Source organism: Chitinophaga sp., assembly GCF_036569125.1.
GTDB lineage: Bacteria > Bacteroidota > Bacteroidia > Chitinophagales > Chitinophagaceae > Chitinophaga.
The window spans coordinates 1-19,269 of record NZ_DATCRF010000050.1 but is presented as its reverse complement, the minus strand read 5'-3'; the positions used below and the strand labels follow the sequence as shown (position 1 = coordinate 19,269).

The 19,269-nt window shown below is 49.4% G+C and carries 11 protein-coding genes; 1 reads left to right on the top strand and 10 read right to left on the bottom strand.

Annotation, left to right across the window (positions count from 1 at the left end):
• Nucleotides 1-24: 24 nt before the first annotated feature.
• The 10 genes from VIM87_RS01680 to VIM87_RS01635 all read right to left on the bottom strand — a co-directional run bounded on the left by VIM87_RS01680 (nucleotide 25) and on the right by VIM87_RS01635 (nucleotide 16,788).
• On the bottom strand, nucleotides 25-2,226 hold the full coding sequence (locus VIM87_RS01680) for a GH92 family glycosyl hydrolase (protein WP_331995294.1): 2,202 nt from the start codon (nucleotides 2,224-2,226) through the stop codon (nucleotides 25-27).
• Nucleotides 2,227-2,287: 61 nt separating this feature from the next.
• A complete protein-coding gene (locus tag VIM87_RS01675; protein WP_331995293.1) occupies nucleotides 2,288-4,525 on the bottom strand; it encodes a DUF7133 domain-containing protein in 2,238 nt (745 codons plus the stop codon).
• A gap of 9 nt (nucleotides 4,526-4,534) precedes the next feature.
• On the bottom strand, nucleotides 4,535-4,963 hold the full coding sequence (locus VIM87_RS01670) for a c-type cytochrome (RefSeq protein WP_331995292.1): 429 nt from the start codon (nucleotides 4,961-4,963) through the stop codon (nucleotides 4,535-4,537).
• Nucleotides 4,964-5,038: 75 nt separating this feature from the next.
• Entirely contained in the window at nucleotides 5,039-5,800 is a 762-nt protein-coding gene (locus VIM87_RS01665; protein WP_331995291.1) for a DUF3823 domain-containing protein, read from the bottom strand.
• A gap of 11 nt (nucleotides 5,801-5,811) precedes the next feature.
• Entirely contained in the window at nucleotides 5,812-7,743 is a 1,932-nt protein-coding gene (locus VIM87_RS01660) for a RagB/SusD family nutrient uptake outer membrane protein (RefSeq protein WP_331995290.1), read from the bottom strand.
• Between the two features lie 22 nt (nucleotides 7,744-7,765).
• Nucleotides 7,766-10,906 carry a TonB-dependent receptor gene (locus VIM87_RS01655; RefSeq protein ID WP_331995289.1) on the bottom strand — a complete coding sequence of 1,047 codons (3,141 nt, stop codon included), beginning with the start codon at nucleotides 10,904-10,906 and terminating at the stop codon, nucleotides 7,766-7,768.
• A gap of 1,200 nt (nucleotides 10,907-12,106) precedes the next feature.
• A complete protein-coding gene (locus VIM87_RS01650) occupies nucleotides 12,107-14,704 on the bottom strand; it encodes a hypothetical protein (protein ID WP_331995288.1) in 2,598 nt (865 codons plus the stop codon).
• A 125-nt stretch (nucleotides 14,705-14,829) separates the two neighbouring features.
• Complete coding sequence (locus VIM87_RS01645; RefSeq protein WP_331995287.1) at nucleotides 14,830-15,594, bottom strand: hypothetical protein; 765 nt, start codon at nucleotides 15,592-15,594, stop codon at nucleotides 14,830-14,832.
• A gap of 120 nt (nucleotides 15,595-15,714) precedes the next feature.
• On the bottom strand, nucleotides 15,715-16,125 hold the full coding sequence (locus VIM87_RS01640) for a VOC family protein (RefSeq protein WP_331995286.1): 411 nt from the start codon (nucleotides 16,123-16,125) through the stop codon (nucleotides 15,715-15,717).
• Between the two features lie 84 nt (nucleotides 16,126-16,209).
• A complete protein-coding gene (locus VIM87_RS01635) occupies nucleotides 16,210-16,788 on the bottom strand; it encodes a Crp/Fnr family transcriptional regulator (RefSeq protein WP_331995285.1) in 579 nt (192 codons plus the stop codon).
• Between the two features lie 259 nt (nucleotides 16,789-17,047).
• Here VIM87_RS01635 and VIM87_RS01630 point away from each other — a divergent pair.
• The coding region (locus VIM87_RS01630) for an Ig-like domain-containing protein (protein ID WP_331995284.1) at nucleotides 17,048-19,269 on the top strand (2,222 nt) is incomplete at its 3' end.

Genomic DNA, 19,269 nt, shown 5'->3' with positions numbered 1-19,269 from the left:
ATATAGTTTCATTCAGCTGGTATTTTATTGTGGCCGCGATGCGGGTGATGTTCCAAAGTTATAATTGGGCTTGCTGCCCATCCAGAATTGCAGGGCGCCACCCTTCACGATATCCGTATGCAGCAAATAGCTTTTCGTGTATTCCTTACCGTTGAGCGTAATGCGCTGCACATAAATATTTTCCGGGCTGTTATTCAGGGCAATAATGGTAAAGGGTTTGCCGGAAGGTGTTTGTATCACGGCTTTATCCACCGCCGGGCTGCCGATCACATACGCGCCGGAGGCCGGGAACACGGGATAAAACCCAAGGGATGAGAACACGTTCCAGGCCGACATTTGCCCGCAGTCCTCATTACCGATAATACCATCTGGTTTATCCTGATACATTTCCTTCATAATGTAACGCACCTTCTCTGCTGTTTTCCATTGCTGGCCTGCATAGGCGTACAGATAGCTGATATGGTGGCCGGGCTCATTGCCATGGGCGTACTGCCCAATTAAACCGGTAAGGTCCTGCAGGGTACTGCTTTTCATTTCCAGGGTAAAAAAGCTATCCAGCCTGGCGGCGAAAGATTTTTCTCCGCCCAGGAGCTTTATAAGGCCAGGCACATCGCCGGGTACCAGCCAAAGGTATTGCCAGGCATTACCTTCCGTATAATCCGGGTTGGGCGCTTTCATGGCGTCAAAAGCAGGGCGGCGGCTGCCGTCCAGGAGCATGCTGCGGAAGAATTTTGTGCCGGGATCGTAATACTGGTGGTAGTTCTGCGCACGCTTTTGAAAATACGTGTAGTCGTCCTGTTTATGCAGGGCTTTTGCCATCAGGGCAATACTTGCGTCACTGATGCCATATTCCAGGCCGCGGGCTACGGAGCCGCGGAACTTGTCGCCGGGTACGGGCTTAAAGTTCTTTACATACATAAGGCCCAGGCTATCGCCCATGGCAGTGCCTTTCACGGCATTGTAAGCACGGTTTGCATCAAAGCCTTTAATGCCTTTGAGATAAGCTTCCGCCACTATCTGCATACTGCTGATGCCTACCATGGTGCCGGTTTCATTGGCATTGAGGTGCCAGATGGGGAGCTTGCCCTGCTGGTCGTAAATAGCCAGCATGGCGTTGATCATGTCTGCTGTGCGTTCCGGTTCAATGAGGGTGTACAAGGGATGGGCTGCCCGGTAAGTATCCCACATAGAGAAGATAGAGTAGTTCGTAAAGCTGGCGCCTGTATGCACCTGCTTATCAGCGCCGCGATAGTCGCCATTGTGGTCATTAAAAATGGCCGGGTCTATCATAGTATGATAGAGCGAGGTGTAAAAAATGCGCTTTTCTTTGTCGTCTTTAGCGTCTATCTGAATTTTAGAAAGCTCTTTGTTCCATTTTTCATCTGCTGCCCGGGCTACCTGCTTAAAATTCCAGCCGGGTATTTCAGCGTCTATGTTGGCCAGGGCATTGCCGGCGCTTACGGGTGAGATGCCTATTTTCATCTGCAGGGTGAAGGGGCCTTCCTCAAAGCTCATCAAACCTTTAATGGCAGCACCTTCTCCCCTGCTGCCCTGCAACAGCTGATCGTTATTATATACGCTGAACTGTTTAACGGGTATGGATGTACGGATTGCGAAATATACCCGCTGGTCTTTAGCCCAGCCGGTTGAATAACGGTAACCTTTAAAGGTTTGCGCATCTACCTGCTCTATAAAAGTGGCGGTGGCTTTGTCCTGCGTACCTTCTTTAAGGTCTATGATCACACGGGCAGTAGCATCTCCCGGGAAATTATACTGATGAAATCCTACGCGTTCTGTTGCCGTAAGCTCTGCTGATACATGATAATCATCCAGCATTACAAAGTAATAACCGGGTTTTACCTTTTCATTTTCATGCGAGTATAATGATGCATAACCTGCACTATGATTGGCTTCTGTGCCTTTATCGGTTTTAATTTCACCGGTGTATGGCATGATCAGGATGTCTCCCAGGTCGCCGATGCCGGTGCCATTCAGGTGCAGGTGTGAGAAACCGATCAATATACTATCCCCGTAATTGTAACCGGCATCCCAGTCCCAGCCTTTGAAAATGTTGGTGGGCCCTACCTGCACCGCTCCAAAAGGTACGCTGGCGCCTACAAACACATGTCCATGCCCGCCGGATCCGATGTGCGGATCCACGTACTGCGTTTGTGCCTGGGCTGTTGCTGCTGCCAGTAAGGCCGCTATAATTGTGAAATACTTCATTAGCTCGTTGTATATATTTAATTGCGCTATGCCATGGACCATCGACTATGGACCATGAACCCTATTTCTCCAATTCCTCCAGGGTCCAGAACTTGCCACGATTGGCAGTTTCGGCCCGTACCTGCTTCACTTTCTCTACGGATACAACGGGTGAATTATCCCGGTTCCTTTCCCTGCGGGCGCCGAAACTGTAACGTACATAGCTGAGCACAGACGCTATCCATTCATCATTATTAGATGCACCAAAAGGCGCCATTACATCCGTATAGGTTTTGCCATCAATAGGGCCGCTTAAGCCGTTGAGCAAGATCTTCATGAGGGTCACCTCATCCCCATCCACACGTTTAGAACCTACGAATGGCGGCGCTGCCGGTGAGCCATTGCCCACTACAATGCCTTTACCATCCGGGCCATGACAGGTAGAACAGAGCTGTTTGTAAATAGTTGCGCCCTGCAATATCCTGTTGCGGCTGGCCGTGGGCATGCTGCCTAAACGGCGGCCAAACAGCTTTGTGTTCATATTCACTTCAATGCTATGCGCTATGCCCTGCATAAATTCTTTATCGGCGCCTGCGCTTACAATGCTTGCTGCCAGCGCTTTTGCATCGTCTGATTTGCTGGTAGAGAGCGTGTTTACCAGCTGCACCTGTACATCTGCAGAAGGATCGTTCTTTAAGGCTGCCAGCTGACGGATCATGTCTGCATCATCCTGCTTCACATAACGTTCGCTGATCCATACCGCTGTTTTACGCACCGCTGCGGATGTATCTTTCATGGCTTTTAATACTATTTCCTTATCAATGGCATTCAGGCCTTCCAACGTCCACAAGGCATGGATGCGGCCAAGGGTAGTATGCGGGCCGGCTGCTATTTGCCGCAGCGCCGGTACCAGCGACTGATCGCCGCGCACAATAATTTCCTTCTGCGCATTTTCACGCCACCAGGCATTGGGATGATCCAGGTAGGTTAAGAGCTGTGCGCCGCTATCATCCAGCAAATGCGGTTTGGGACCGGGTTTGTAGCCATCATGCACTACACGGTAGATACGGCCGCGGCCAATATTCTTATCCAGGCCTTTGTTTATAATGCGCGGGCGCAGGAAACTCCCTTCCCTGGTCCAGTTGCTTTCCTGGATAATGCCGTGGTACATATCCACAATATACAAACAGCCATCCGGGCCGGTGGTGGTGTTTACGGGGCGGAAGTTCATATCTGTGGAGGTAATGAACTCCTGCTGGTTGTAAGCATTCTCCAATGTTATTTTACCATTGTTGTCTATCACTTTTGCGCGGCGTATTAAACGGCCTACGGGCTCGCAGATCAGCAGATCGCCTTTCAGATCGGCCGGTAATGCATTACCGCGGAAAACAGATTGCCCGCAGCTGGCGGTAAAGTGATTGAGCGTGGTATCCGGCCGCAAACGGCTCATACCGCCCTGCACATCCGGCGTAGCAATAATGGGCCATACGGCCTGGAAAGCATCATTGAACTGATCGCGCGGGTTTAAGATGCCGTAAGCAGGATTGATCTGGAAACCCAGCGCCGGTATTTCCGCGCCTGCGCTGGAAAAGTACAAACGGCCATGATCATCATTGCCCACACCCCATTGCCCGCCCGGCGAGTTAGCCAGCGAATCGGCCACCAGCTTGCCGTTGGTATACTTATAACGTACAGGGTCACAGCTTACATAGATCCAGTTATCCAGGTTCCATAACAGGCCGCTTTTCTGGTGCTCCAGGTTGCGGGTGTCCGGCGTATCGTTCTTATATACCTGCACTTTTTCATCTGCTTTGCCATCGCCATTGGTATCGGCATAACTGTAAATGTTATACGTATAGGTTTCATTCACCAGCAGCTTGTGGCCCACGCATAACAACATGCGGGGCAGCACCATGCTGTCTATAAAGGTGGAACGTTTATCCATTTTACCATCGCCGTTGGTATCTTCCAGCAGGGATACCTGGCAAATGGGTTTGTTTTCATCTGTACCGTTAATGTCCATCATGTAGGTGCGCATTTCTGCTACGTACATGCGGGCATTGCCATCCCATACAATGGCCACAGGCTCCTGCACCATAGGCTCACTGGCCACCAGCTGCAGGTGATAGCCGGGCTGCAGGTAAATGGACTGCATGGCTTCTTTTACCGTTTTATAGGAAGGATCGGGATGCGGGTTTACGATCACCTTTCCGGTAGCATCACGCTGCAGGGCCGGCTGCGATGATCTGCAATGATATACCAGCAGGCTGCCTAATAATAAAGCTGCCGTAATACGCCATTTGTAATGTGCTTTGCTCATGACCATCTGTTATTTGGCGTTGTTGAGAGAAAGAATATACTGCACCATTTTTTTTGCATCTGCTGCGGGTAAGGCAGGATGCGGCGCCATGGCTACCTCGCCCCATACGCCTGCGCCCCCGTTCAGTATCTTGGTGGAGAGCAGCGTAACGCTGGCTTCTGTAGCGGGATATTTTTTAGCTACATCCAGGTACGCGGGGCCTACCAGCTTCTGATCTACTTTATGACAGGCCAGGCAATCGGATTTGGAGAGCAGGGCTTTACCGTCTGCAATGTCCTGCGCGCTGGCTACCGGTTTGGCCGCCGGCTTCGCGACTGGTTTAGCGCTTGCAGTTTTGGCAGGCGCCTTTTTTACCGGGCCCTGTTTAGTTTGTTCGACGTGGCTGTGGGCAGTGGCGGCTATCAGGAGAAAGCCTGCCAGCAATAAGCATCTGGTCATTGAATATGCAGTTTAATATTTTCTGTTTTGAAAGTCCATGAACTATTTTTTTTAGTTCATGGACTTTTCTACTGTTTATGCCCCTGGTATATTCACCTGTTTGGGCGTATTGTAGTTATACCGTTTGTTTACATTATCGGCGGTGCGGGCGCCTACACGTATATAGTAGCTGCGGCTGTTGCCCAGCGTACCTTTGGTGGTAATGCTGATGGTTTGCCCCAGCAGGGCGTTACCCTCTGTTCCGTTGTACTTTACCTGGTTAGAGAAACGGTTGTCGTAACTGGCGTTGCTCACAAAATCCGTGGTGGATACATACAGGAACACATCTGTTACATTAAACTGGTACGCAGGATTGGCAGTGCCGCGTGTGAGCTTACACTGCACGGTTACGGTTTTATCCGGGTTCACTACCGGCTCCCCTACCCACTCTACTTTCAGGAACGGATCTACATTAAATTCCAGGCTGGTTACCCCGGAGATATCCACCGTTTTACTGTTGTCAATTACCGGCGTGCCGGTGGTTACCAGCGGTACAAAAGCGCCATCCATGGGATATACCTTATACTTGCCTTTGAACAGGCGGCTGTTATTAAAAGTACCATCCGGCTTTACGTTAAAGTATTGCGGTATTACGCCCTGCCCGTTGTTCCAGCTTTGCTCTTCCAAACGTAAACGGATACCCGCTGATTCCGTTTGGATGGGCTGCCCGGTGCTGTTATCAATTATACGGCCGGTAAGCGTTTCAGCCGGCTCCTCATAATTATCGTTCTTGGCGCAGGCGCTAAGCAAAGCCAGCCCCGTGCAAAAAATTGTTGTGTATATATAAGTGCGTTTCATTGTTTGACTTTTTATTGGTTTTGTACCAGTTTAGGGTTCTTGGTGATCTCTCCATTGGGTATTTGTTCATAATACCACATGGGCTGGAAAGTGAACTGCTGGTTACCCTCGTACCTTCTTTTATCAAAAATGTATTTGCCGTTGGCGGCTACATAAATGGGATTCAGCACCAGCCATACGCGGTTCTGGATTTCAGCATCTGCGGTGCGCCAGCGTTTAATGTCCCACCAGATCTTGTTCTCAAACCCAAGCTCCTTGCGCCGTTCATTGCGTATCACGTTTATGCTGGTAAGGTCCGAAGCACCGGCCAGCAGCGTAGCGCCTGCACGGTCGCGAATATCGTTGATGCAGGTGAAAGCATCCTGGCGGTAGTCCACATCATTTTGACCGGCCGTCATTAATTCATAAGCTGCTTCTGCGCGGTTCAGTAAAACTTCTGCATAGCGCATCTCTATCCAGGGCTGGAAAGATTTGTTCACGATCACATCTGCCACCGGCTTGCGCTGATCCAGGTACTTGCGCTGGAAGAAACCGGAAACAGTTACAGAACCGCCGGTGGTGCCATAGGTGCCGCTTAAGCCGCCTGCATTCATTTTTTGCCCGTTGGGCAGATCAACCATGGGCGATGGCAGGTTGCTGCTGTTAACCGCCGGCACTATATTCGGGTTGTTGGCGTAAGGATTGGTTGTGTTCGGGAAAGGGCTTACACTGCCGGGGAATGGATTGATACCACCTGCAATATCGCCTTTATAAATACCCCTGCGTACATCGATCACCTGGCCTTTGAAAGTGGCGCCGGGCATTAATACGGTGGCCAGCAAACGCGGTTCTGCATTCTGGAAAAAGCTGTACGGGTTATCGTAGTACGCGTAATGGCCTGTAGTGGCATCAATGGTTTTAAGGCTGCCGTCTGCATTGCGGGGCAAGCCGTCAAACAGCTCCACGTAATCCAGGGTGGGGTTCATGTAAGAGCTGTAACCATCCTTGCCCTTCATTTGGTTAGGGATGGCAAACAGGTCAAAGCTGTGCACTGCATTCAGATCGCTGTACTCCTTCATGAAAATGGCTTCTTTATTGGCGCTGCTTACATCAAAGAACAGGTTATAGTAATTCTCCTCCTTATTGGCAGATGCGCGGTAAAGCGTGTAACCGCCTGTTTCCACCAGCTTTGCGGCAGCATAACATTCCTTAAAATAACGCACGGCCTCTGTAGCGGGAATGCCCTGCACCTGCGCACCTGTGGCGGGATCAGAGATATTCTTGGCATTATATTTTGCAATGGATCCGGCAAACAGCATTACCCTTGACTTAAGCGCTGCGGCTATGAACTTATTGGCGCGGCCCCGTTGCTCACTGGTATTGTTCATGAGCATAATGGCCGTATCCAGGTCTTTGCCAATATAATCATATACCTGCTGCTCTGAGCTGCGGGGGATCTGCAGCTCCTCCAAACCCTGCTGGGGATAGAATTGCACGCCGGGTGTAATGGGTACGCCGCCGTAACGTTTCACCAGCTCAAAGTAAGTGAAGCTGCGGATAAAGCGGGCCTCACCCAGCCAATGGTTCACCTGGGCCTGGTTAAAGTTGAACGCGTAGGCAGGCAGGGTTTCCAGGTAGTAATTCGCATTACGGATCACCACATAGGCATCGCCCCAGTAGCCGGTTTGCGCGGCGCTGGCGCTGCCAGCTTCCCTGGACATAGATTCTCCGGTAAGGTTGTTGAGATTCTGAATGTAATTGAACTGATTATAACCGGTGTTTATGTTATACTTAAAATCCTCTATGGGCAGGCGGTTATACAGGCCTGCAAAATAAGCGGTAATGCCGCCGGTGCTGGCAAAGGCATCTTTATCCTGCACGATATTATCGGGCAATATGCCCAGCTTGTTGCAGGCGGTGACTATACACAGCAGTATCAGTAACGGATATATGAATTTTTTCATTTTTGAATGCTTTAGTTAATCATTAAAAATCTACACTCAGCCCAACATTATACGTTTTGTTCAGCGGGTATACATAGCCGTACAGGTCCGACGGATGTTCCGGGTCCACGTAGCGTATGCCCGTTGCCGTGAAAATGTTGTACCCGTTCACATACAGCCTGGCTTGTCTTAAACCGGCCTTACGCGTAACGTTTTTCGAAAACACATATGTATAGCCTAATTCCACGCTTTTAAGCCTGGCATAGGCAGCATTCTTTACTGCAAAAGAGGAGTTCCCATCGAAGCCGGTGCCTGTCATGGCAAAATAACCGGGCACGTACTGCGTATTGGGATCGTACGGGTCTGCCGCAGGATCTGCCGTGTGCCAGCGGTCCATGTACTGTTCCAGGGCATTGCCGTTAAAGTTCAGCGGCGTGGCCAGCGCTTCGGGGTAGGCGATCCATTTCATGGCAGCGCCCTGGATCAGCGCGCTCAGATCAAATCCCCGGTAGCTAACGCCAATGCTTACCCCAAAGTTGATGAGAGGCGGATTGGGCGTGCTGGTGCCCCGGTCGGTATTACCGTTATAGGTAGATGCAATGGGATGACGGTCCAGGTCATCTATATAACCATCGTTATTCCAGTCTTCATATTTATAGTCACCGGGCAGGGTGGCGCGGTTGCCGCCGCCATTGTCAACGTTATAGTTATAAATATCATTGAACGATTCAAAGCGCCCGGCGCCGGTATAACCCCACCATACATCGTTATAGCGATCGTTCACATTATTGCGCCAGTTATCGTAAGAGTTACCGGCTACTGCGCGTTCGTAATGTTTCCATTTTGTACGTGAGTAGGAAATGTTGCCGCTGATGTTATAGTTGATCTGCCCTATTCGGTTGCGGTGCGTAAGCAACAGCTCCACGCCGCTGCTCTGGTCACTGTTCAGGTTCTCCTGCGGCAGCGCTGCGCCTAATGAACCGGGCAGGGATAACAGGCGGTTGGCTAACAAACCATTCCTGTCCCTTTTAAACCAATCCAGCTGAAAGCCGAATAAGCCTTTCCAGAAATCGGCATCCAAACCGAAGTTGAGCGTTTTGGATTTAAACCAGGTAATATCCGGATTAGGCAGCACACGGAAACCCAATGCATTGGTGTAATTGCCATCGAACACAGAGCCGCCGGGCAGGGTTTGCAGGTTGCCGGATGAAGGATAGTCGTAACCGGTGAGGTACTGGAAACGCAGGCCGCTGGCATCGCCCATCACCCCATAAGATGCACGGAACTTAATGTTATCAATGAAGGTGAGCTTTGGATTGTCTTTAATAAAGCTTTCTTCCGAAATGCGGTAACCGGCAGATACGGCCGGAAAGAAGCCCCACTGGCCGGTGGGCGCAAACCGGGAGGAGCCATCATAACGGCCGCTCAGGTCCAGCAGATACTTTGCATTATAATCGTAATGCAGCTTGCCCACATAACTTTTGGTGGCGTAATTGGTTAAGCCGCCCAGGTCCTGCGTACCTATCTGGTTGGCTGTAGTGCCGGTGCCCAGCTGGTCCAGCGTACCTAATACCAGGTAACGGCTGGCGCTGAAGTTGTCTGATTTTTGCGTACGCTCCTCATACACTGCCAGCACATCTACATTATGCACTTTGGCAAAGGTGTGGCTGTAATTCAATGAGAATTGCAGCATGGTATTAGGCGCGGCGGAATAATACCGGTTTACGTTGGAAGGCGTTTGCAGCGGTTTTGGATTAAACACCGTGCTATCGCCCACTTTCACGGCCTGGTACACATTAAAGGAGCGTGCAAAATTCTTGTTGTCTGAGGTAGCATAATCGTAGCTATACAGCGCTTTGGCATTTAAGCCTTCCAGGAAAGGCACCGCATAGTTGAGTGTAAAGGTGCCCTGGAAAGTATTGGACACCGACTTCTTATACCCGTCAATGGCTGCATTGGTAAGGGCCAGCGCGCTGGTGCCGTTATCGTCCAGGTAGTTAATATAATCAGGATTGTTATCTGCATACAATGAATAAGTGGGCGGGTGGCGCCACAGGGCTTTAAAAATGCTCCAGGAATCTTCATAGGGCTGATTGCGGGTATCGGAAATACCGCTCAGCTGCAGCTCCGCCGTAAGTGTGCTGGAGATTTTTGCCGTAAGATTAGAACGTACGTTGTACTTTTTGTAATTCAGATCGCCCGATTTCCAGAAGCCCTGCTGGCTCAGGTAACCCAGGCTCACGAAGTAGGTCATTTTTTCGGAGCCGCCGCTGGCCGTGAGGCTATGCTCTGTTTGCGGGGCTGTGTTGCGCACTACTGCGCCATACCAGTCGGTGCTGGTTTTAGAGCCATTGGCATAAGCATCAAAATCGTTCTGGTTGTACACCGGCGTACCGCCGTTCACATTATGCAGGGCTCTTTCATTGAATAAGGTCATCCAGTCAGTAGCGTCCAGCACTTTGGGTAAGCCGGATGGTTTTTGCATGCCTACCGTAACGGTGTAATTCAGCTGGGTGGTGCCGGCCTTGCCTTTTTTGGTAGTAACCAATATTACACCGTTGGCGGCCTGCACGCCGTATACTGCGGCAGCAGCATCTTTCAGTACAGAAATGCTTTCAATATCATTCGGGTCCAGGCGGTTCAGATTGCCGCGGGGTACCCCGTCGATAATAATGAGCGGCGCGCCTAAACCGCGAATGTCGAAGCTGTTGCTGAACGACCCCGGCTCCGCGCTGTTCTGTACCACACGCACGCCGGGCAGCTTGCCGGTGAGCATGTTCAGCACATTTTCATTGCGTGTGGTTTTGATCTCATCGCCTTTTATGGTGGCAATGGAACCGGTAAGGGTAGCCTGGCGCTGCTGCCCGTAGCCTACCACTACTACTTCGCCCAGGCTGCTGTTGTTACGCGCCAGGGAAATGTTCAGCTCCTGCGTGGAGGCCTGTACTTCTTTTGCTTCGTACCCTACATAGGAGATAATTAAGGTAGCGTTGCCGGGAGCGTTGAGATTAAACCGGCCTTCTGTGTTGGTAACGGTGCCCGTGTTACCATTTTTTACTTTTACGGCTGCGCCAATGAGCGGCCCGCCGGTGTCGTCCGTGACCCTGCCCCTGACGGCGATATTCTGTGCGTAGCCTTGCAGCACAGCACAACACGCCAGTACCATAAATAGAATTTTTTTCATACCGTGGTGTTTAAAATGTGGATTTAAAAATTGGTTGTACCGGCGACAAATTAAGCGGGCACCGCTTAACAAATGCTTAATTACAGATTAACCGGCTTCCCATTTCCATTAATAAACACCTTATTAGTGCATTAATTTCCGTGTGTTTCACGACATAAGGAATAAAGTTTCAATAGTCTTGCATGACTTTAATGGTTTGCCTATGAAGGCGGGATAAAATTAGCCCCGGAGCCTTAATAAAGAACTAATAAAAGATTAATAACAGGGCTAATGGTGTTAATTACTGTTAACGGGGTAAGTGAGCGGTTGTAATAACGGATGAGCGGAGGGTTAGCGAATGAGCGAAGCGAATGGGATTATTTTTAAATTATTGCTGCGGGTTATTAACTTCTTTTGTGGGATTGTATTTCGTGGACGCAATTGTATGACGCTTAGTTTTCAGGGGAGCATTGGGTGCGAATTGCTTAGTTTTTTAAGTGTGTCATTCGCGGTCACCGGGTGCGAATTGTGTGATGATTAGTCTTTTAAGTGTATCGTTCTCCGCAGATCCGGCTGCGAACTGCACCGCCTGTTTTGAATGTCTATTGGGCTTTGGAGGGTCGTGGGGGCTTAGGGGGATAATGGGACGTTGTCAAGCGTATCACGCCGGGCAAAGGTTCGCAGCCCGGATCCGCGGCAGAACTACCCCAAGAGGAAACAGTGAGGAACCTCAGCGATAACAATACTGAGATAGATGACAGGTATGGAATAACCGCTGATAACAGGTAATTTAATTATGGGGCATCGTGAAAAATGTTTCCCTCAGGGCCTTCTACCGCTCTGATCTCCATGAAACCGATATCAGAATACGGGAAATTTATCCCAGTCCCAAAGCAATGCCCACAATTGCTCTGATTCCACCGGAAAGCAGTATTAGAAATCCGGGGGGTTATTTGACCGTCCCTAAACAAGGCCTTCAATCGCTCCGGTCGCCGCGGCCCCCGGAGGTCCAAATAAACGGGCCTTTGCCCGGCGTGATACGCTTGACAAAGCCTAACAGCAATCCTATGCTGATACGCTAAAACAATAGCTTAATAGATTTACATAACAGGCGGGTGCAGCCCGTTTATTGGATCTCCGGGAAAGCGGTACGGGCTCATAAAGCAAAATAGAGCGCTTTGTGGTGTTACATCAAAACGAAGATGGGTTAATACAAAGCCCTCACTCCAATATCTCCTGGAAGTTCTTCTCAAAATCCTCACCATACAAACGCTTGTACTCTTTGCCAAAATGTTCAAAGGTATCACGCGCAAGGGAGTGTTTGCCAAGGTAAGCCAGGGATTTACATTTGATGCTCATGGTGTCTTCATTCACCGGGTCAAAGTAGTAGATGTAGTTAGCTACTTTGATCAGGAAATCAGGATCTTCGCGCAGATCAACGGAAGAAGCGAAGTGCATATAGGTGTCTATGATCTCGTTGGAGATCTCGGATTTGAAAGCATCCAGCCATTCATGCTCGTCGTTGGTGAGAAAGCTGCCCCGCTGAATGATGTCTGCCAGGCCGCTCATGCGGTGTTTATTGAGCTGGCCTTTGTCGCGCATAATGGTTAGGTAACGGCTGTAATCGATATACACCTTGTCTTCATCAAGATCTATTTTCCAGTAACCCGTATCTTTAGAAATACGGATAAACCCGATCCTCTCCAGGATGTTTTTTAGCTTGGCAATATTTACAGAGCGGTTGTTACGCGCGCTGGCAGCGGTTTTATCGAACCACAGCAGCTCTTTTAGCTTCTCAGAGCTGATGCCACGCTCCCAGCGGATGCTGTACAATAATATTACCAGGAACAGCTCACGGATGAGTGGTGTAAATAATTTCGTAACCTCCTCCCCACTGCTATCCCGTACCTGGAAATCGCCGAACAGGTGGATGAGCACTTTCTCCTGGCCGGGTGCGGCGGCAGGCGCCGGGGCTGCAGCATCAAATTGCGGCTGCAAAGGTGTTACAGGCAAAACAGGCTCCTGCGGAATGGGTGTGGGTATACCGGATGCTGTTGTTACAGCAGGTTGTTTACGCCGTAACCTGCGATAAAGCTGCCAGCCCGCAAATAGCAGTAACAATACTGCACCGGCGCCCAGGGCAATTAATCCGGTGTAACCTTTACGTAGCACAGCTTCCGGCGCCTGTACCGGCAAGGGTGGGCCGTATAACGAATACATGCTGATGGTAGTGCGGTTAGCTTCTTCATCATAGAACAAAGCCGGTACAATGAAACGTTTGGCAATACTGTCATAGAACACATCTGCATAAGAACGGATGTCATGGAACTTATAGGGGATCTTATCCCCCACTGCCTGGAATACAGGTTCTGTTAAAGAGCCCTGGATCAATTGCAGCTCCGAATCAAATTTATGCTTGGGAAATATCAGCCCATAATAGGTATGCGCCGCTTCGTTAATAACCAGCGAGTTGGCAAATACAAATTCTTCCGTGTCTATTTTAAGGTCGTAGATCTTTGTGAAAGTGCGGGTGCGTACATCAAAGTAATTAAGGTCGTACAGGTTCTTGGGGTTCAGTACCTGCCTGCCGGATGGGTTGCCATATCCGCCCATAATATAGGCCCCATGCGCAGCAGGGCCCAAAGCCGCCAGGTAACGCGGCGTCATTTTGGCTTTGGATGAATCTATCAGCTGCACCGTGCCGGCAGGCATATGATAGCGGTAGATGTTACTCTTGTATAAAAAGAAACCATAGCCGTTAAAGGTGTACAAAGCGCTATCTGCCGGTGAATAATATTTGTTGAAATGGCAGTAGTTCATACCATCTGTAAACGAAGGCAGCTGCTTATCCCAGGCCAGGGTAGCGGGATCCAGGATAGCCATATCCTGCAGGGTAACGGGAAGCAGGTAGATCTTTTTATCAACAGCGTTATAGTACGACTGGTATTTTGCAGAAAGGGATTGCGGACCGGTGCTGTATGCATCCGCTCTCATTTTATTTAAGGGGATGGAATAACGGAATAAAGAATCCCGCCCAATAATATATACTGTTTCCTCTGCAGGATTAAAAGCCAGGCTGGCAGCGCCGTTGATGGTGAACGACTGCAAGGCCTGCCAGTTGGTGCGCATTTTTTTAACCCACAGCGCATTGGTGGCTATGCCATTGCTATTGCCCACGGAATCTGCAGCCAGGCCGCCATCTGCCTCATTCAATGGCCAGTAATGGGTTAGCCTGTTATTTTCCAGGATGCGGATGTTGCGCAGCATCATGGGCGGCACATCGGAGTTCTTAAAGTTCTGGTAATCATTGGCGCCAAAGAACAGCTTATAGCAGTTCTTATTACTGAGGGTCAGCGGCTGCTCAAAGGTTTGGCCGCCTGCCAGCAGGCGCAGCATGCCTTTATCCTTATTGAACTGCAGGCGGAAGGTGTGCCACTGGTCCTGTGTGCCAATACCCGGCAGGTCAAATACAATGCGGGAGAAAGTATCGCCTATCACAATCCTGAAATGGCGGATGGGCGGTGATTTATCGTAGTCGTAAATAAGATCGATATTACGGCCGTCGTTACCGATGACACGCACCAGGTAACCGAAATAATTCTTCTGGTTGGGTATAAAGGATACTTCAAAAGACAGCTCCACATTATCGGTAAAACATAAAGCATGTTCCTGCCCTATGGCAAGGCCGGTGCGCTTATCCTGTACAACCTCATGACTGCGGAAATCGAGCCCATAGGTTTGGCCGAATGCACTGCAGCTGGCAATTAACAGGATAAAAAGGCTGGTGATGAATTTGTGGAATTTAATCTGTGTACACACCTTGTTCAATAAAGCTAAAATTTACAGACTAAATTTAGCAAGAATTTGGAATATTCCATTTACCACTTATACAGGTTTGCAGGAATGCGCTGTGGTGGCGGGTATTGGAGCGGCCCGGTCCGTGTTTAATTTTCGTAACGGGAAGTTGACAGTTTATAGGTTCTATCTGCAATGATGGTATAAAGCTTCTTAACCCTTCCCGCACGGTCGTATGTATAACTATAAGACTGGTCATCACTTCCCGGGGCACCTGTGTAAACATCCGGAAACTCAGGTTTAGGCTCTCTTGTGATGACCCTGCGTTTTAGCTTACCATTATTATTATACTCAAAACAGGTGATCTCTTTCTCTTTATTACTGGTTATTTTCTCCTTTTTCACAAGTAAGCGATCCTGGTAGGTTAAAATATAGGTCCGTTCAAAAACAGTATCCGTTTTTTTTGCCGGATAATAATGATATGAGAGCTCCTGATAGGTAAGTACAGAATCGCCCTGGTTTGCTACCAGGCGGTATGTTGTTGAATTAATATTATTGGAGAACGTACATTTCTGAAATGCTATTCGGTTGTTTATGTAAGTATACTCATATGTAATCGTGTCTGTCCTTTGGAGATCACTGGTGGTGTAGATATACCGGGTTACGTCATGCTTATCATTGTATTGATACAGATCTTTTCCCAGGAGTTTATTGTTCTTATAACTATTCCTTTCAATAATTCTCCCTAAAGTATCTACCTTTTCATAAGTCCAGTACCCTCTGCCCCCACTTCCATTGAAATACTTACGGTGAATGCCGGTTGTGTTAGGGTATAAGCTTGTTTCCCTAAAAAGCTGCGCTTTTAATAGGAAGGCGCAAAGAATAAAGGTCAGGGTTAAGATCGTCTTTTTCATAATTCGCCAGGTTAGGGTTTGGGTTGATAAAGATACAAATTAGCGAAAATGTTTTGTAAGCTCACAACAGTAAAAGAGCCACAGCGCTGGCTGCGGCTCCTTCTAATATATTCATATTACCTACTCCTGGCCGGGAAGCTGCGACATATCCATGTACACTATTTCCCACTGGTGCCCATCCAGGTCGGCAAAGCTGTGCTGGTACATCCAGCCATGGTCCTGGGGCTCCGAATAAATTGCGCCGCCGGCTGCCCTGGCCTTTGCCACCATTTCCTGTACTTCCTCCTTCGACGAAGCATCAATGGCTATCAGCACCTCGGTAGCTGCTTTTGCATCGGCAATGTTCTTTTTAGTAAAGGTTTTAAAGTACTCTTCCGTGAGCAGCATAGCAAAAATATTGTCGCTGATAACCATGCTGCCGGCTTTCTCGTCGGTAAACTGGGGGTTAAAGCTGAAACCCAGGCTGGTGAAAAATGCCATGGACGCTGCCAGGTCTTTTACCGGTAAATTGATGAAGATCTTTGATGCCATTGTTTTGTGTTTTATGTGATTGATGACACAAAACTGCAGCAATCCTCTTTCCTAAACTTTTACATATGTTGAGGAATGGAAAAATTATTTGTTCGCAAAAAAGATCCGGCTCAACTGGGTGGGCGTAATTCCGAGGTAAGAAGCGATCTGGTGTTTTTTCAGCCGCTTTATCAGCTGCGGGTACCGGTGTAACAGCTCCTCATAGCGTTTTTTTGCTGTGTCGTGGCGAAGCGAGATCTCGTAGGGCTCCTTTTCAACGATCCAATGCTGCTCCATGTACTTTATGTAAAAAGCCGCTATATCCGGGTATTGGGCTACCAGCTGCTTAAACGCAGCAAAATCGTATTCCAGCACCGTGGTATCTTCCAGGGCAGCTATGGTAAAAGCTCCTGGCTCAGCCTTCAGCATAGCGCTCATAGAGCCTGCAATGCGTTGCTCGGGAAAGAAATACTTAATAACCATGCTGCCATCGTCCGAAGTATAGTATTGCGAGAAAAGCCCCGATACCACAAAGGCCAGCTTATGCGGTACCTGGCCTTCGCGTATAAAGTTCCCGCCCCGGGCGTATGTATTCTCCCTGAGCAGCGCTGTCCATGCTGCTTCTGCGGCATCTGTCAGCGGGGCATAGGTCCGGATCTTGCGGAAAAATATATCGGTGGTCATTATGTACAGTGCTATTGGTTACCACGATAAAGATACAATTTTACTTTTTTCAGCTTCCCTGACACCGTTGATACCGCTTAAAACGTACATTTGTACCTGTTATATCCATTAAAGAACAGTAGCAGCCCGGAAAGCCCTTGTAATCTAAAGCCTGTATAGTGTAGCACTTATTCCATGAGCAAAAAACTTCCCTGGCCCTGTTATTAATATAATTGCCATATACCTGTATGGCTGAACCACGTCATTTAAATTGTACCATATGAAAAGCCCGATCTACTCAACAGATCTGTTGAAGGCGCGCACCAGCATGTTTGCGTCCCTCCTTTTTTTATTATTGCCATTATGCTCCCATGCGCAGCGGCAGCTGGTATGGGAAGAGAATTTCAACACCGGCACTGCCCCGGATCCAAAAGTGTGGACCTTTGAAACCGGCGATGGCTGCGCCAAAGGCAACTGCGGCTGGGGTAATGCGGAGCTGGAATACTACACCAACCGCCCTGAAAATGTGCGCATTGAAAGCGGAAGCCTGATCATTGAAGCGCGGCGCGAGGCCATGGGTGGCAAACCCTTTACCTCCGGCCGTATTAAAACTGCCGGCCGCGTATCTTTCCGCTACGGCGCACTGGAAGCCCGTATTAAAGTACCCAAAGTAGGCAACGGCCTGTGGCCTGCCTTCTGGATGCTGGGCGCTACCGGCGGTACCTGGCCGCATAATGGCGAAGTGGATATTTTAGAGATGGGTTTTGCCGGCGCTATTGCCGCTGGCAAGGCTAATAAAACCGTAAGCGCAGCCACACACTGGTGGACGGAAAACCCCGGTGGCTATACCGGCCATGCCACCTATGCCAAAGACACCGTAACAGAAGCCACGGAGCTTAGCGATGCTTTTCACCTGTATAAGCTGGAATGGGATCCCAACTTTCTGACCATTTTCCTGGATAACCAGCCCTATTACAAAATAGGTATAGCAGGCGGCAACGGGCTGGATGCTTTTCAGAACCCGTTTTACATTTTGCTGAACCTTGCTGTGGGCGGCAATTATCCCGGCATACATTCAGAAAGCGGTGTAACAGCGCCGCTGCCCGGCCGCATGGAAATAGATTATCTTAAACTGTACCAGGATGCCACCCAGGGCGAAGAGCTGATCCTGGGCAGCAACAACGCGCCGGAAGGCAACTACGGCATTTTTACCGATAACACAACGGTGAGTGATAAAGTAGTATTTGGCCAGGGTGCTAACCTGTTCCTGTGGAACAACATTACCAGCATCTCCCCTGCGCCGGCGCCCTTTGAAGGCAGCAATGGCTGGGCCTTTCATGCCAATGCCGGTAACTGGTTCGGCTTAGGTGTAGCCAATGATGCAAAGAACATGAGCAACTTTGCGGGCGGCAGCTTAAAGTTCCATATGAGAACCACTTCCGCTGCGCCGTTCAAAGTAGGTATTGCTACCGATGGTGCAGAAGGCTGGGTGAATTTTACCGGCGCCAATGAACATGGCCTGGTAAGAGATGGCCAATGGCACCAGGTAACCATCCCCGTAAGTGAATTTGGCAGCACGCTGGACCTGATGCAGGTAACGCAGCTGTTCATGTTCTCCGGCGATGCACCGGCAACAGCTGCCGACTTTTATTTCGATAACATTTATTATACCGGCGGCGTATCCGACAATCCTGCGCCCATAGTGGCTATCACCAACCTGGCTAATGATACCGTATTCACCACGCCGGCAGCTATTAATATTCAAACCAATGCCAGTGATCCTAACGGCAGCATTACTAAAGTAGATTTCTTTAACGGCACTAAACTGATCGGCACCAAAACTACCGCGCCCTTCAGCTTTACCTGGAACACCGCTGCACAAGGCATTGCACAGGTGATTGCCAAAGCAACCGATAACCAGGGTAAAATAACTACCTCCAAACCGGTAACGGTACTGATAGCAGCCCCCGGCAATACAGCGCCGCAGGTGAGCATTACATCGCCCACTGCTGCCACGCCTTACCGCAAACCGGCCAAAGTAGTGATCAGCGCAAATGTTACGGACGATGGCAGCATCTACAAAGTAGAATACTTTAACGGTACAACGTTATTAGGCACACTCAACAAAGCGCCCTATAACTTTAGCTGGGAAAATGTGGACCAGGGCGTTTATACCATTACCGTAAAAGCTACGGACAATGGCAAACGCAGCACCACATCCGCCCCGGTAACCATCACCGTAAAGGATAATAAGATCACGGCAGATAAGTATGGCGTGTACAGTGAAGATGCTTCCATTACCGATAAGCTCACCTATGGGCTGGATGCTAACCTGTATGTATGGAACAATCTTACCACCATTGCCAATGCCACGCCCATGGAAGGTGCTGAAGTAATGGCCTTTACCGCGTCAGCCAATAACTGGTTTGGGCTAGGCGTAGCTAATGATGTGCGCGACCTTACGAACTTCAGCACCGGTTTCCTGAAATTCTCCTTTAAAAC